Origin of the sequence: Curtobacterium sp. MCLR17_007 (genome assembly GCF_003234655.2) — a bacterium.
In the GTDB taxonomy this organism is placed as follows: Bacteria; Actinomycetota; Actinomycetes; order Actinomycetales; family Microbacteriaceae; genus Curtobacterium.
The window spans coordinates 185,325-198,882 of sequence record NZ_CP126271.1 but is presented as its reverse complement, the minus strand read 5'-3'; the positions used below and the strand labels follow the sequence as shown (position 1 = coordinate 198,882).

At 65.8% G+C, this 13,558-nt stretch carries 13 protein-coding genes; 9 read left to right on the top strand and 4 right to left on the bottom strand.

Features of this window, described 5'->3' with window-relative positions; all coding sequences use genetic code 11:
- Positions 1-9: 9 nt before the first annotated feature.
- Complete coding sequence (locus tag DEJ13_RS01015; protein WP_111107141.1) at positions 10-1,122, bottom strand: tyrosine-type recombinase/integrase; 1,113 nt, start codon at positions 1,120-1,122, stop codon at positions 10-12.
- A 1,087-nt stretch (positions 1,123-2,209) separates the two neighbouring features.
- Between DEJ13_RS01015 and DEJ13_RS01010 the strand changes: the two genes are divergently transcribed.
- The 3 genes from DEJ13_RS01010 to DEJ13_RS01000 all read left to right on the top strand — a co-directional run bounded on the left by DEJ13_RS01010 (position 2,210) and on the right by DEJ13_RS01000 (position 6,472).
- On the top strand, positions 2,210-3,895 hold the full coding sequence (locus DEJ13_RS01010; RefSeq protein ID WP_146245251.1) for a DNA primase family protein: 1,686 nt from the start codon (positions 2,210-2,212) through the stop codon (positions 3,893-3,895).
- 519 nt (positions 3,896-4,414) lie between these two features.
- Entirely contained in the window at positions 4,415-5,587 is a 1,173-nt protein-coding gene (locus tag DEJ13_RS01005) for a plasmid recombination protein (RefSeq protein WP_111107143.1), read from the top strand.
- Between the two features lie 213 nt (positions 5,588-5,800).
- Positions 5,801-6,472 carry an antitoxin VbhA family protein gene (locus DEJ13_RS01000; protein ID WP_111107144.1) on the top strand — a complete coding sequence of 224 codons (672 nt, stop codon included), beginning with the start codon at positions 5,801-5,803 and terminating at the stop codon, positions 6,470-6,472.
- Positions 6,473-7,420: 948 nt separating this feature from the next.
- Here DEJ13_RS01000 and DEJ13_RS00995 read toward each other — a convergent pair.
- Positions 7,421-7,714, bottom strand: coding sequence for a transcriptional regulator (locus DEJ13_RS00995; protein ID WP_111107145.1), 294 nt, complete (start codon positions 7,712-7,714; stop codon positions 7,421-7,423).
- On the bottom strand, positions 7,711-8,103 hold the full coding sequence (locus DEJ13_RS00990; protein ID WP_111107146.1) for a hypothetical protein: 393 nt from the start codon (positions 8,101-8,103) through the stop codon (positions 7,711-7,713). Before DEJ13_RS00990 ends, DEJ13_RS00995 begins: the two co-directional genes overlap by 4 nt.
- A 278-nt stretch (positions 8,104-8,381) precedes the next feature.
- On the opposite strand from DEJ13_RS00990, the gene DEJ13_RS00985 reads away from it, so the two are divergent.
- The 4 genes from DEJ13_RS00985 to DEJ13_RS00970 all read left to right on the top strand — a co-directional run bounded on the left by DEJ13_RS00985 (position 8,382) and on the right by DEJ13_RS00970 (position 11,760).
- Positions 8,382-9,287, top strand: coding sequence for a CPBP family intramembrane glutamic endopeptidase (locus tag DEJ13_RS00985; RefSeq protein ID WP_111107147.1), 906 nt, complete (start codon positions 8,382-8,384; stop codon positions 9,285-9,287).
- Positions 9,242-9,994 (top strand): MerR family DNA-binding transcriptional regulator, encoded by a 753-nt coding sequence (locus tag DEJ13_RS00980; protein WP_111107148.1) that lies wholly within the window; start codon positions 9,242-9,244, stop codon positions 9,992-9,994. The genes DEJ13_RS00985 and DEJ13_RS00980 overlap by 46 nt, the downstream gene beginning before the upstream one ends.
- 290 nt (positions 9,995-10,284) lie before the next feature.
- Positions 10,285-10,518, top strand: coding sequence for a PLDc N-terminal domain-containing protein (locus DEJ13_RS00975; RefSeq protein WP_181437053.1), 234 nt, complete (start codon positions 10,285-10,287; stop codon positions 10,516-10,518).
- A 342-nt stretch (positions 10,519-10,860) separates the two neighbouring features.
- Positions 10,861-11,760, top strand: coding sequence for a helix-turn-helix domain-containing protein (locus DEJ13_RS00970; RefSeq protein WP_111107150.1), 900 nt, complete (start codon positions 10,861-10,863; stop codon positions 11,758-11,760).
- 32 nt (positions 11,761-11,792) lie between these two features.
- On the opposite strand, the gene DEJ13_RS00965 is transcribed toward DEJ13_RS00970, so the two are convergent.
- The gene (locus DEJ13_RS00965) at positions 11,793-12,080 is read right to left on the bottom strand and encodes a hypothetical protein (RefSeq protein WP_111107151.1); all 288 of its coding nucleotides are present in this window, start codon (positions 12,078-12,080) and stop codon (positions 11,793-11,795) included.
- Positions 12,081-12,330: 250 nt separating this feature from the next.
- On the opposite strand from DEJ13_RS00965, the gene DEJ13_RS00960 reads away from it, so the two are divergent.
- Complete coding sequence (locus DEJ13_RS00960; RefSeq protein WP_111107152.1) at positions 12,331-12,669, top strand: PadR family transcriptional regulator; 339 nt, start codon at positions 12,331-12,333, stop codon at positions 12,667-12,669.
- Entirely contained in the window at positions 12,666-13,505 is an 840-nt protein-coding gene (locus tag DEJ13_RS00955; protein ID WP_111107153.1) for a hypothetical protein, read from the top strand. The genes DEJ13_RS00960 and DEJ13_RS00955 overlap by 4 nt, the downstream gene beginning before the upstream one ends.
- The last annotated feature ends 53 nt before the right edge of the window (positions 13,506-13,558 follow it).

Below are 13,558 nucleotides of genomic sequence, written 5' to 3'. Positions count from 1 at the left end.
GTACACATCTCAATTACCCGACGGGCGATGCGAAAGGTGTTGCGTCCGCTGCTGGCTGAGCGCCGCGGTCACGTTGTCCAAGTCGTCCGGGAACAAAGCCGCGTACGTGTCGAGCGTCACCTTCGCCGACTTGTGACCGAGCATGCGCTGGACCACCTTCACGTTTGCGCCGGCGCTGATCGCCAACGACGCAGCAGTATGCCGGAGGTCGTGCGGCGTGACTCGACGGAATCTCGGATCAGCCGCCATTGCGCGCTTCACCGCTTGCGCGAACCAGCCCTGCTGCGAGTGGCCGGGCCGGAGGAACCCGCCGCTTGGGGACGACCAGAGGCGCTCGTCGTGGTCCCTGCCGTCGCATGCAGCCGCGAGGGCGTCATCGAGGAAGTCGGGGAACGCCACGGATCGGCGTTCGTGGGACTTCACGCCGCCGAGGACGTGCTGCCCGTTGACCTCCGTGACGCCCTCGCGGATGTTGATCCGGCGGCGCTGGAGGTCAATGTTGCGCACACGGAGCGCCGTCGCTTCTCCCCACCGAAGTCCCGTGTACGCAAGGACGCGCACGAGGTCCGCGTAACGCGCTTCGAGGGCGAGTGCCTCGACCTGTGCATGCGTGAGGAACACCTCATCGGGAATCGGCTTCTTCTTGATGGCGAGCCCGCGCGCGGGGTTCTTCGTGACGCGGTTGTCTTCGATCGCGTCGTCGAAGATGCCGGCGAGCAGGTCTCGTGCACGCGCGATAGAGGTGTGAGAGAGCCGCCCGGCGAGCTCGTTGAGCCACACTTGCACGTCGCGTCTCGAGACCCTTCCGACCGCGTACTTGCCCCACTGCGGCTCGACGTTCACGCGCCAGCTGCTCTCAACAGAATGGAAGCTGCTCTCGGTCAGCTTCGCCCGATGACGCTCGAGCCAGGCTGGCCCGAGTTCGCCGATCGTGACGCGAGCGTCCGAAGGGTCGACGTAGGAGCCCTTGAGCTTTGACACCTCGACGGTCGCAAGGTGCGCCTCAGCTTCACGCTTGAGCCTGAACCCGCGGTCATGGCCGCGGGTGCCGTCTGGCTTGGTGTACCAGACCTCGTAGAGCCGGCCCCGCGTCTTCGTCGCGTACGGCTTCACGGTGCCCATCGGTTAGCACAGCTCGTCGGCGGTGCTGGCGTACTCCTGTTCGCCCAGCCAAAGCTCGACGGCTTCTCGCCTATAGAGCGGCAGGCGTCCTACTCTGACGAAGCGTGGGCCTCGTCCCGTCGAGCGCCACTCACGCAGATTGCGGGTCGTAGTGTGCAGCTGCTCGGCGAGTTCATCAGCCGTGAGAAGCGAGTCGAGCGGGGAAGCTGCAATGACAGGGGCAGTGGACATAGTTGAACCTCGAAAGCTTGAACTTTCGAGGGGACCTGTGTAGCCGAACCCGTTAGCGGTTGCTTGGCGTGTCCACTCGTCGAGCCCGTTGACTCTGGCCCTTTTCTGTCATTTGGGCTTGGCTCCCATAATACAGCAAGAACGGACCGCTTCGCGACAATTGATGCCGCTTCGAGCGCTTGGCGCGGAAGCGGACGATCGCGTCGGTGGGATGTACCGGATGTACCGCCGAATTCCGGAAAGTACTGCCACTCCCTCCTTCGAGGACACACCGATTGGTAAAGAGTTGGAAGCAAACGGCCACACCTGTTGTAACCTGGCATCGGCCTCAATGACGTAAACGGGCTAGGGACAACGGCGTCCTGACTTGAGAGACACGCCAAGCATCCGCTAACGGGATCGGCTACTTCGGTCTCCTTGAATCCATCGATTCAAGGAACAGGTATGCCCACTTCAAGCGTCACGAGCACTCTGCAAAGCGGAGTCGCCGCACTCCACGGCAGCGTGGACTCCAGCAAGCCATGCTCGGGCACGGTCGGGCGGGCTGCCTGGGCGGCGGCGAGCTGCTCGCGGGCCGCCGCTCCGCAAGAGTGCTCCGTGGGGCTCGCCCACCCTGTTTCAGCGCTCGTAGGGAGTCGCGCCCAGCGAGACGCCGACGGCGCCGTATCTCAGTCCCGTGACGTTAGTGACGTCTTGCAACCGAACTTTCACTCCCTACTCTCCTCGATCTTTCTTCCTTCGAGAGTTCGGGACCAGAACGTCACAAACGTCACACCCGACGCCGCCCTGCAGGGCGGCGCGCGTGCCAATGTTCTGCGCGACCAACACCAGGTAACCGATCGTCCTGTGCACCTCTGTGATCGGCACCGCCGACCCGCACAGCGCCCGCTTGGCTTCAAAACGTCGTCCGAGCGACTCCGACAGGCATGCCCTGCACCGGTTACCCGTGCGGGAGGGGGTGCGCGACCGCACGCCGCCGACGCCGACGCAGCACCGCTTCGAGGGCCGCCTGGACGGCTCGCTTCTCGTGCCCTCAACTCACAACGAAAAAGGCCCCGGTGCTGAAGACACCGGGGCCGATCGATCACCCAGAAAGATGACGATGAACAACACCGCAACCGTATCGCAGCCGACCCTTCAGGAGCAGCTGGAGGGAGGAGCGAAGTCGCACCGAAACCAGGCGCAGGTCGCCCACGAATTCGCGGTCGACCACCGCGGCCGCTTCCTGTTCGTCCGCAACAAGGGATGGATGGCCTTCAACGGCCAGCGTTGGGTCGACGACACTGGCCTCACCCAGGATGCGCTCCTCAAGACCCTCCTCCGCCTCCGGGAGCAGGGGACGGAGATGATGGCGTCGGGCAGGTTCGACCACGATGAGATCTTGGAGCGACAGGGCAAGAACCTCCTCACTCTGGTCAAGGCATGCGAGAGCGCGAGCGGCCTCGCAGGGGTCTTGAAGATCGCGTCGAACCTGCAGGGGATGACCGCGACGATCGACCAGCTCGACGCCGATGGACACGTCCTCAACATGCCGAACGGCACGTTGGACCTGAACACCATGCAGGTCCGCCCGCACGACCCAGAAGACCTCATCACGAGGATCACGCGCGGTTCCTTCGACCCGACGCATCCGCGGCAGTCCTCCGTATGGGACGGGTTCCTGAACCAGGTACTGCCCGATGCCGATGTGCAGGGGTTCTTCCAGCGGATCAACGGTCTTGCCCTGATCGGCGAGGTGATCGAGAACATCTTCACCATCGCGACCGGAACTGGCCGTAACGGCAAGGGCGTGGCCTACGGCGCCGTTATGCACTCGCTGGGCGACTACGCGGCTGTGGCCGAGGACGGTCTCTTCGAGGTGCAGCGGGGCGGCAATTCGCAGAGCGCATCGCCTGGGCTGGCCAAGCTCCGCGGCGTCCGCCTCCTTGTCGCGTCGGAGCTCGAGGAGAAGGCGCGGATCTCGGCCGCCTTCATGAAGCGCATGACCGGGGGCGACCGCATCACCGCCCGTGAGCTCTACGGATCCCCGTTCGAGTTCTCGCCGGCCTTCCTGATCCTGATGATCACGAACTACCTGCCGAAGCTTCCGGCGAACGACCCGGCTACGTGGGCGCGCGTCCGTGTCGTGCCGTTCAGGGTTGTAGTGCCGAAGGACCAGCAGGACCCGTACCTCGGCTCGAAGCTGAAGGACGACGCTGACGCGGTGCTCGCGTGGGCCGTCGAGGGCTTGGCCGACTACCTCGCGAACGGCCTTGATGAACCCGCGTCGGTCCTCGCGGCGACTCAGGACTATGCCGAGTCGCAGGACGACGTTCGCCGATTTGTAGAGGCGCGCTGCACGGACACCTCCTCGGGAGGCGACACCACGACCATCCTCCACTACGCGTTCTTGGACTGGGCGGACAAGGAGGGCATCCACGGAGTCCATGTGCTCGGCCGAACCAAGTTCGGCGAGGCCCTCGACCGGCTTGGGGTGACCGCGACGCGAACGAACAAGGGTGCCGTACGCACCGGTCTCATCGTCGACCAGAGCGCAGCCTAGGACCTGAGGAGACATCGACGTGTATGTCAGTCGGTCCAACACACCCTGCGCCCTGAGGAGCATCGTCAGCACCAACGGCGTCCCCGACTTCTGGAGATCGGCGAGCACAACTGCTCGGATTCCTGAAGCAGCCGCTCAGCACGCGGTCACGGCGGACACCTCGTGCGGTTCGTACAACGGACGGTCGAGCGTTGTCGCACTTCATCGTTCGGACGTTCGCGGCAGCCGTGCGCGCGACCAGCGCGCTCGGCCTAAGGCACCCGTCTCAGGGTGCCCTCGACGCGCTCAGCGTGTCGGCGCCCCGCAGGGCACCAGGAGCTTTGACGAGCGAAGCGACGCCAAAGTGTATGGGGCTACACCTTTCGTTGCCGCGAAGGAGACCGCCACCCTCCCGAAGGTGCACTGGGGTGGTGGTCGGAGTCGCGGCAACGGAAGCCCCTCGGGAGAGTCGCCGAAGGCATCGTGGGGTGCAGCGACGAAGTCGGTGCACCCCACGATCGACGTCGAGCCTGGTGAAGCATGAGCTACACGATGACGTTCGACGCCTCCCACAAGGTGGGAGACGGAGGCGGGCACCGCCAGAGTTTCTTCCGCCACATCGCGCGCGACGCGGACGAGAAGGCGGGCTTCGCCTTCGCGCACGCCAACAAGAACATCGTTCCCGAGCGCACCCGGTTCAACTTCACGCGTGTCAACGATGGCGCCGGCGGGTTCCGAGCCCTCGAGTCCGTCGACGGCCGGCCTCCCTCGCAGGAGCTCGAGGACTACCTCGTATCGCGACGAGCAACCGTCACGGGGCGGAAGCGGAAGGACGCCGTGCCGATCCGAGGCCTGATCTTGCAGCTGGATCCGAAGTGGTTCGACGATCACAACCCGGAGTGGAAGACCACCGGACCCAACGAGGACGCCATCGAGTTCATGGATGCGTCGCTGGTGTGGGCTTGCAAGGAGTTCAGCCACGAGAACATCGTCGGGTTCTCGCTGCATCTCGACGAGTACAGCCCCCAGCTACAGGTCCTCGTGACACCGGTCACGGCCGATGGTCGGCTCTCTCAGAAGGACTTCTTCAAGTCGCCGGCTGACCTCCGGCGGCAGCACAAGGAACTCCGTGAGCACATGGAGTCGGTGGGCTACGACGTTGAAATGCGCGTCACCGAGCGGTCAAGGGAGCACCTGAGCAGCAGCGAGTTCCAGGCGAAGGCCAACCGTCTCCGCGACGCGACGGAGGACGCGGAAGCGGAAAAGTCAACGTACGAGACGCTGCTCGTCAGCCTTGAGAACCGGGCAAAGAACCTCGACGGCCGTGAGGACTCGATCGCGGCCAGAGAGCGAGAACTGGACGCTGCTTCGGCAGACGCGCGGCGGGCGCAGGATGCCGCTGAGACGGCGCAGCACGCCGCTTCACGATCGCGGTTCGCAGCGCAAAGGGCGATCGAAGAAACCGAGCAGGAGCGGGAGCTGCTGCGAGCAACGAACGAACGACTGCAGCGCGTCCCGGCCGACGTCGACCGCTGGCTCGATAAGACGAAGGTCGGCGGACGGCCACTCCGCGAAGCGTTCGACGATGACATGGCGCGGGCGCGGAAGGCACGCGCCGAGGTACGCCGGCTCATCGACGACGACAGCCCACTCCCTGAAGCCCGCAACGTGAATCGTGGGGACGCGAGACGGTCACTAGACGGTCCCCAGTGACCGTCAGACGGTCACAATGCGGCCACTACGCAGCTCGATTGCATAGGAGGGTGCGAGGAGGCCAGAGCGTGGTCCTTTCGCGGCCTCCTGACGCCCTCCGAGACTGACAGCCAATACCGTGTGTCCGTATGGTGACCGTGACGCGGACGCCTGATGCCCCCTCGATCGAGAGACCTCGCTTGTAGAATCGATGTGCCTGGACGGGAGCGCTGTATGGAGCGAAACGCCACTGACTCGTCACCCGACGACGAGGATCGCGGCGTCGATCCTGTGCTCGCCAGGATGGAGCAGAAGGTCACCGATCCCGTGTTGCGGGGCATCGTGAGGGATTTTGTGGCCGGAGGTATCTCTGCGGGTGACGCGCTGGATGACGCGCGTGCGTACATGGACGTCCATCGGGTTGCCACGGCTGATCCCGACGAAGTCTCGCGCCGGGTGTCGTTCGCCGATGGGGCGCTCGGGGCCGAGGGCCTCGCCGTCACAGACCCGGACGCCCGGGACCTTGCTCGCCGTGTTGCCGACGGGACGATGACTGGGGACGAAGCGGTGCTGTTCCTTGCAGCTTTGGTCGACAGCGGGGCACTGTTATCGCAGGACGCTGATCGCGATCCCGGCTACACGGTCGACTCCACCCCGATGCTCAACGAGCTCTACGCCGCGGTTGACGCCGGCACGGTGTCGAGGGCGGAGGCATCGCTTCGCTCGCGAGAGGCGTTCCGCGTCGACAGAGCATTCCGTCGTGCCTCGGGCCCGGAAGCGTTCGACGCCCAGCTCGAGTTGGTCGAGCCCACGCTGACAGCCCTGCTCCTCCAGATCGCCCGAGGTGAGCTGAGTGGCGAGCAGGCGCTCGAGGCTGGACTGTCGCACATCGCGACCCTCGCCTGACGCGTTCGCAACGTTCTGGGTGCTGCTAGCCGAGCCGAAACTCGCCTGCCCGTTCCGCAAGTCGCACGGTCGCGACCATGCGATCGGACAGAAGCGCCTGCGCAGGAGTAGCTCCGCCAAGTTCCTCTGCAGGCGCGTTGAGCCAAGCCGCGTCTCCCCAGGGATCCTCACGCTCAGGATCCAGCGCATCAAGCACATTCCGCAGCCCGGGAAGCGGCGCACCAGCTGCTCCAAACTGGAACGACGGGTAAAGCCGCTCACCGTCTGAGGACTCAACTAACAAGACATCACTCGATCGAACGAGGCCATCCACTACTGCGCTTTTGAGACCGAAGTGCGTGCGAAGGCCTCACGCTTTACTCTCGTCGCGCCCGACGGTCTCACTCAGCTTCACGATCCTCGCACGGCGGCCGCCTTTGCCCTACTTGGGTAGCAGGCTGTTTGCCGCAGTGTCGTGCAGCTTTTCGAGGGCCCCTCGTGCACGAGGAAGGTCCGGCGGATAACGCCTGTCGTTGAACCGACGGGTGACACCCGGACAAGCTAGGTACTAGACGACATGGCACGACGGCAATGCTTCTTTAACCGCAACTCGGCTCAGTTCCGATAATACGCATTCTCGGAGGCTGTAGGCGGGGGGTGACATGAGAACAGGCTGATGTCGCCGTGCGAATAACGTGTCTCCTCCGCACGCAACTTGTCGCCGTGCGCGCGGGCGGGTGTCGCCACGGTCCTGCCCGCAAGGCCAGGACCGGGCAGCTTGCATGACACGTCCGCATGACGCACCTTCAGTGCGAAAGATCGCGGACCAGCTATGTGAGACGGAGACTTCCGGAAGCCCCGGCGCGGAGGAGGGCCTCAGCGAGGCAGTGACCTCGGTCGTAGCCAGTGGCCCGCGTGCGCGACGCTGCCGAGTCCGGTAGCGGATCCATTGCTGGGACGGGTGCGGTTCTACGGCGCGATACTTTGCAGGAACGCGAAGTGTCCACGCAGCGCCTGCAACCCTGCTGGGGTCAGCGAGACCCAGGTGCGCGCTTGGCCCTGGGTGCGTTTGACGCGGCGGAGGTCGACGTAGCCGGCGTCGGTGAGGGTGCGGAGGTGCTTGCTGAGGGTGGCATCCGAGACGTCGAGCCCCTCGCGGAGCACGCCGAACTCGACCTCGCCGCCTCGGGCGAGCATGGCGCATATCTGGAGTCGTTGCGGTGCGTGGATGACCGCGTCGAATACCGGCTCGGGGGAGCTCACAGGCCGAGGTTTTCGGCGATGCGGCGACGTGCTGCCGCGTCGGCGACCGGTCCGAGGACGAGGGTGACGATGCCGGCCACGGCTGCAACGGCGCTGACCTGCCAGAGGGGCTCGTCGCGGACTACGACGCCGAAGACCATCGCGGCGACGATGACCACGAAGGCGATGACCGACCACGGGGCGCCGAGGGCGAGGAACCTCCAGCGCTCGGGGTTTGCGCGAGCGATGCCGATGTCACGGACGCGTCGGCGGGAAAGGGTGATGAGGCCGACGACGCCGAGTAGCGTCCAGGCGGTGCTGTCGGGGGCGCCGAGGCCGTAGACGACAGCCGCGACGAGGAGGCCCCGGAGTACGTGCACCCACCACGGGGACCGGACACGTGCGGCCATACGGGTCTGGGCGTCTTTCGCGACTTGAAGCGCGGCGATTGGGTCGATGGGCTGGGACGGGTTACCGTTCGAAGGGGTTTCCATATCGGCAACACTATGTGTTGCCGGAGCGGCAAGTCAACTGTCTCGCCAGCGATGAGCGTCAGCACCGCACGCCCTCCTGCCCAGCAAAGTTGCACCTGGAACTGGCTGAGGAACTCGCCGTCCGCGCTTGACTCCGACGTAGCGTCACGGTCTTGCCTGGGGAGTGCACCCTCTCTCATCAGAAAGAACCCCTCATGAACGCACGGCTTTCAGCACAACGATCCAGTCTCTCCGGGTACGTCCAGTCCTTGAGGCACCGGCCTCAACTGTGGCGCACCCTCCTGGCCGCCGGCGGGGGCCTGGTCATCATGGTCCTCCTGCTTGGCGTAGCGGCAGTCCCGATCGGCAGGGCGGTAGACAAGCTGATCGGCGTCACCCCGTTCGATCCCGCAAACCCGTCATTCACGATCGGATTCTGGGCCGCTGGGAACCTCCTCATCGCCCTCCTCGTGCCCGTGAGCATGCTGCTGCACAAGCTCGCCTACGGGGCCGCCCCGGGAGCGCTGTCGTCCATTGCGGGACGTTTCCGCTGGGTCGTCTTGGCGCGAGCGGCCGCTGTCGTCCTTCCTCCGTGGCTCGTCTACGCGCTCATCATCCAGCCCTCACTCGGAACTGGTTCTCCCCGCTGGACGGCACTCAACATTGTTCTCTGCCTGGTCGCTTTAGTCACGATCCCCCTGCAATCGGCCGGTGAGGAGTTCCTTTTCCGAGGACTGATCTTCCGAGCCATCGGGGCTCGCTTCGCCCGGCCGGTCGTCGCGTTCATCATTGCCACCACCATCACCGCGCTCCAGTTCGGACTGATTCATGGCGCCTCCGACCGCTGGGCTGTCGGCTACTACGTCGCGGCCGGGATCAGCTTCGCCGTCCTGGCAGAGCGGACCGGGGGCCTGGAGGTCCCTGTCCTGATCCATGCCGTGAACAACACCGTCCTCCTGGTGCCGGTCATCCTCGCCGGCGAGCTGGCGACGGTCTCGGCACCGACCGGCCCTGTCGTCGTAGTTCCTGTCATAGTGCTTGCCATAATGACCTTCGTACTGTGGCGGATGACACCATGGCTCACGAAGGTCACCCGAGAGCGAGAAGAGGTGCCCGTGTGAGAAGCAGCGACCTTGCTCGGCTGGCGGGTGTTTCCGTGCGCACCCTTCGCCACTACCACCAGATCGGCCTCGTCCCTGAATCGCAGCGGTCCACGAACGGCTACCGGGAGTACACAGCTGCGGACCTCGTGAGGGTCCTCCGGGTGCGACGCCTGGCAGATCTCGGAGTGCCGCTGGGTCGCATTGATCCGCAGATGGATGTCGAGGAGGAGCTAGCGCTGCTCGACGCGCGATACGCCGAACAGATCGATGAGCTCCAAGCGCGACGCGAAGCCATAGGGGACCTACAGCGACAAGGGCGTCAGGCGGACACGCCCGCCTACGCCCACGCCTACATCGCTGCCCTAAGCGATCGGGAGGACGTGCCGTCGGAATCCGTGGAGGCTGAACGCGACGCCGCCGTCGTTCTCGAGCTCTTCCTCGAGGAGGGGGCGTCAGCGGGAGAGGCGGTTCTGGCAGGCCAAGAGGTCCCACAGGTCGTTGAGGCCGCTGCTGTCCTCCTCGGCCTCACCGAAGACGCCCAAGGAGCAGAGATCGAAGCGGCGGTGGATGCGCTGGTGCAAACGATCGGAGAGCTACGTCAGTTCTTCACGCCTACACGGCTGACCCGAGAAGCCGGGGAGTCGCTGGAGCTCCATGTCAGGCAACAGCTGACTCCGATTCAGCTATCCGTCGTCCACCGTGCGCTTGAGCACGGGCCACGCTGACGCCGGGTCTCGTGCTCATTCCCATGGCCCTCTGCTGCCTGAGCCCCATGCACCGACCCTTACCCGGCACGGCTTCGACGGCGACCCTCAAGCCCCGGTCGACGATCGTCTCCCGGTCGAGAGTCCCGAGCCCTGGATGTGCCGGACCGTCCTCGACGGGCCGACGTTCGTCGTACCGTCGTGCCGATGTCGCGTCACACCCCAGGGGGACGCATCGAGCCGCGGTCGCCTTCTAATGTTCAACCAGGCCTTGATTCTCGACCCTCCACATACGAAAGGACCCGGCGCCCGTGAACAACCTCGCCGCATGGCACCTGCTCGTCATCGCCGTCTATCTCGCCTTCATCATCGTCGCGCTCGTTCAGCTTGCTCGTGATCGGCGCCGGAGCGGGACCAACAAGGTCGTATGGGTGGTCATCATCGTGCTCATCCCGGTCATCGGGTTCGTCGGCTGGTTCATCGACTGGGTCCTCGGGGCCGTGACGCGCGGGCTCGACCGCCGCAACTCCCGCACTACCGGCTGACAACACCCAGTGTGCGGCTCCGGTAGGCGAGACCGGGCGCATCGCTCGTGCCGTCTAGTTGCATAGCGGTCCCCGTCGACCGGCTTCAGGCCGTCGGCTGAGCGCGTTGCGAAGGTGTCCGGATAGGGATTACTCACCGGTCACATCTTCGGCCCGTAAAGCAATAAGTCGCCGATCCTCACCACTGATCTAGCAGCCCTCAACAACAGGTGTTGCAGGCGAGCGATGTACACGCCAGCTGACCGGCGTCAGCGTCCTACGTGAGATCGGCTTGCACCTGCCGCAGCGTCATGTGGTCTGCTCGAAGCACGTTAAGTTTCGTCCCCAGCCCGGAGGCCCGCCATGCACCCATTCCCGACGCCTCCCCGTGAGGTCCTGATCGGCGACGCCGCGGCCTTCGTCGGCACCACTCCGCGCGCAATCCGCCACTACCACCAGGTCGGCCTGCTCCCGGAGCGCAAGCGAGGCAGCGACGGTCGACGCCGGTACGGCTATGCAGAGATCATCCGACTGCTCTGGATCCGACGCATGGCCGACGCCGGCATCGCCCTCGACGACGTCCGCGATGCGTTCACCGGTGGCGCACCCGCCGACGCTGACAGCGACGACGAGGTCGCCGGTGTCCTCGCGCGGCTCGAGGACACCCTCGTCGCGCAGATGGCCGAGCTGCAGAAGAAGCTGAGCTCCGTGCAGCGCATGCGTACCCTCGGCAGCCGGCTGGGGCTGCTCGACGACTTCGTTTCCAGCCGCCTCGAGGCCGCACCCGTGGGCTCGCTGCGCCAGGACGACCTCGACACCCTCCTGGTCACCGAGCGCATCTTCGGTCCCCTCGGCGCCATCGCTCAGGCCAGCCGCTTCCTCACCCTCGCCCTTCACCCCGAACTGCGCACCGAGTCCGACCGCGTCGACGCCGCTGAAGCGGCACTCGACGATACGGTCGCCGTCGATGACCCTCGCGTGGCGCAGGTGGCGGCCGAGCGGCACGCCTTCGAGACCACTCTGATGAGCGTTATCGAGGAGTCCGGTCAGCTGGAGGAGGACGACGCTCTCTTCGATGCCTGGGACGAACTGCACCTGCCCAAAGACACCGACACGGCGCCCGACTCCGACACGGCGAAGGACACACGGGTCACCAGCGCGGCGGAGGCGATCCAGGCCATGCCCTATGACTTCTCACCGGCTCGTCTGCGCTCGATGGAGCTGGCGGTGCGGCTCGGCGTATCGGCAGAACAGGCACCCTGAACGGAGCTCGCAGCTGTCCGCATGAGGGTCCCCTACCGGACGCGCTTGGCCCGCTTCTTCTCGTCACGCCAGCGGACTCGCTGGGCGTCGATCTCGGCCCACATGGCGGCGTCCGCTTCCTCGTCGGTCGACCACGTCACGTCCACGAGGCGGGTGAGCTCGTCGACGAGACCGCCCTCCCGGCCTGGGATCCGATCGTCGAAGACGTCATCGTCCATGAGGTGGCACTCGTCGGCGTCGTACATCTGGTCGACGGGTAGTTGCAGGGTGTAGCCGACGAGTCGTCCGGTCCATCCGCGTGCTGCATGGGCGATGACCATCTGTCCTCGATGCGGACCTGACTCGATTGATCCGATGATGCCGCGGCGAGGCCAGGACGATGCGGCCGGTACGCGCGGGTCGATCTCGAAGACCTCGGGACGTGGTTCAGGCCAGTTGCTGAGGCTGCCAGGGTGCCGGTTCTTGCGTCGCATGCACCGAGTATCCGGGTAGGGATGGTCGACCGGACGCCCACCACAGAAGCTGCTACAGGCCCTTGACCTTCTTGTACTACATAGGTAGATTCAGGGGATGGACCCGATCAGACGCGTGACCGCTCCCACGCTCGAGGTGCTCGATGCACTGCTCGCGAGCGACGGACCGACCTGGGGGCTGCTCGTCATCAAGGCGACCGGACGACCGGCCGGCACCGTGTACCCGATCCTGGAGCGCCTGGAGCAACAGGGCTGGACGCGTTCCTCGTGGGATGACGACGCTGACCGCTCCGGTCCACGGCGACGACTCCACGAGTTCACGGCCGACGGCGCGGTGGCTGCGCGCGAACTGGTGCAGGCCCGCGGGGATGCGGCCCGTGCTGCGGCACGCACTGCGGGGACCGCCCGTCCGACGCACCGGCCGGTGGCCCAGTGAGCGCGCTCGACCGGCTGCTCGTCTCCGCTGCCGTCGCCGCCTCGCCGCTGGAGCAGCGTGCCCCCCGACACGAGCAGTGGCTCGCCGACGTCCGTGACGCACACGAGCTCGACCTCTCGCCGACCGCTCTCGCGTTCGGCGCACTCACCACGGCGCTCTTCCACCGACGCGCCGGCCACCGATCCACCTGGGGGAACACCATGACCACGATGCCCGGCTCCGTCCGCAGCACACCGCACACGATCCCGACGATCCCGGTCCTCCTGGTCCTCGCCGCGGTGTCCTTCCTGGCCGGGGGCCTGGGACTCGGGCTCGTGCAGCGCTACAACGGGCTCGCGGGCAGCGTCCCGGTGGTCCTGCTGATCTCGATCGTCCTCACCGTGGTGCCCGGGCTCGCCGTGAGCGCGAGTGTCCTCCTCGTCACCGGGGCGCCGATCCGCCGCCGGGCGATGGGTGCGCTGGTCGTCCTGGCCGTGACGGCTCTGTGGTGGTCGATCCAGACCGGGTTCTTCAACCCGCCGGTGCACCCCGCACTCTCTCTGGGCATCATCACGGGTGCATGGCTCGCTGTCTGGCTCGTCGTCCTCCGTCGGCCGGGTTGGACCTGGTCGCTGCTGCTCCTGCCGGTCCTGGCCTCGGTCCTCGTGTTCCCGCTGTCGACCGGCGTGTACGGAACCCAGCTCGCCTTCTCAGTCAAGGCGGCGGTCTCCTCCGCGATTACGCTCGTGCCCTTCCTCGCCGCGCTCCTCGCCGCGACGATCGCTGGCCGGCTGTCAACAGATGCGCCCGACGGGTTCGTCCAGCACGAGGAAGCCCTGATGAGCAACAACGCTTGAGCGGAACCTGATCCAGCACCAAGCACACTGCGTCTCCCGATGAAGCTGGCGTC

What these genes read in the sequence shown, in the direction of transcription:
- DEJ13_RS01015 (WP_111107141.1), bottom strand. Translation starts at nt 1,122, where the DNA reads ATGGGCACCGTGAAGCCGTACGCGACGAAGACGCGGGGCCGGCTCTAC.
- DEJ13_RS01005 (WP_111107143.1), top strand. Translation starts at nt 4,415, where the DNA reads ATGAGCTACACGATGACGTTCGACGCCTCCCACAAGGTGGGAGACGGA.
- DEJ13_RS01000 (WP_111107144.1), top strand. Translation starts at nt 5,801, where the DNA reads ATGGAGCGAAACGCCACTGACTCGTCACCCGACGACGAGGATCGCGGC.
- DEJ13_RS00990 (WP_111107146.1), bottom strand. Translation starts at nt 8,103, where the DNA reads ATGGCCGCACGTGTCCGGTCCCCGTGGTGGGTGCACGTACTCCGGGGC.
- DEJ13_RS00985 (WP_111107147.1), top strand. Translation starts at nt 8,382, where the DNA reads ATGAACGCACGGCTTTCAGCACAACGATCCAGTCTCTCCGGGTACGTC.
- DEJ13_RS00980 (WP_111107148.1), top strand. Translation starts at nt 9,242, where the DNA reads ATGGCTCACGAAGGTCACCCGAGAGCGAGAAGAGGTGCCCGTGTGAGA.
- DEJ13_RS00970 (WP_111107150.1), top strand. Translation starts at nt 10,861, where the DNA reads ATGCACCCATTCCCGACGCCTCCCCGTGAGGTCCTGATCGGCGACGCC.
- DEJ13_RS00965 (WP_111107151.1), bottom strand. Translation starts at nt 12,080, where the DNA reads ATGGTCATCGCCCATGCAGCACGCGGATGGACCGGACGACTCGTCGGC.
- DEJ13_RS00960 (WP_111107152.1), top strand. Translation starts at nt 12,331, where the DNA reads ATGGACCCGATCAGACGCGTGACCGCTCCCACGCTCGAGGTGCTCGAT.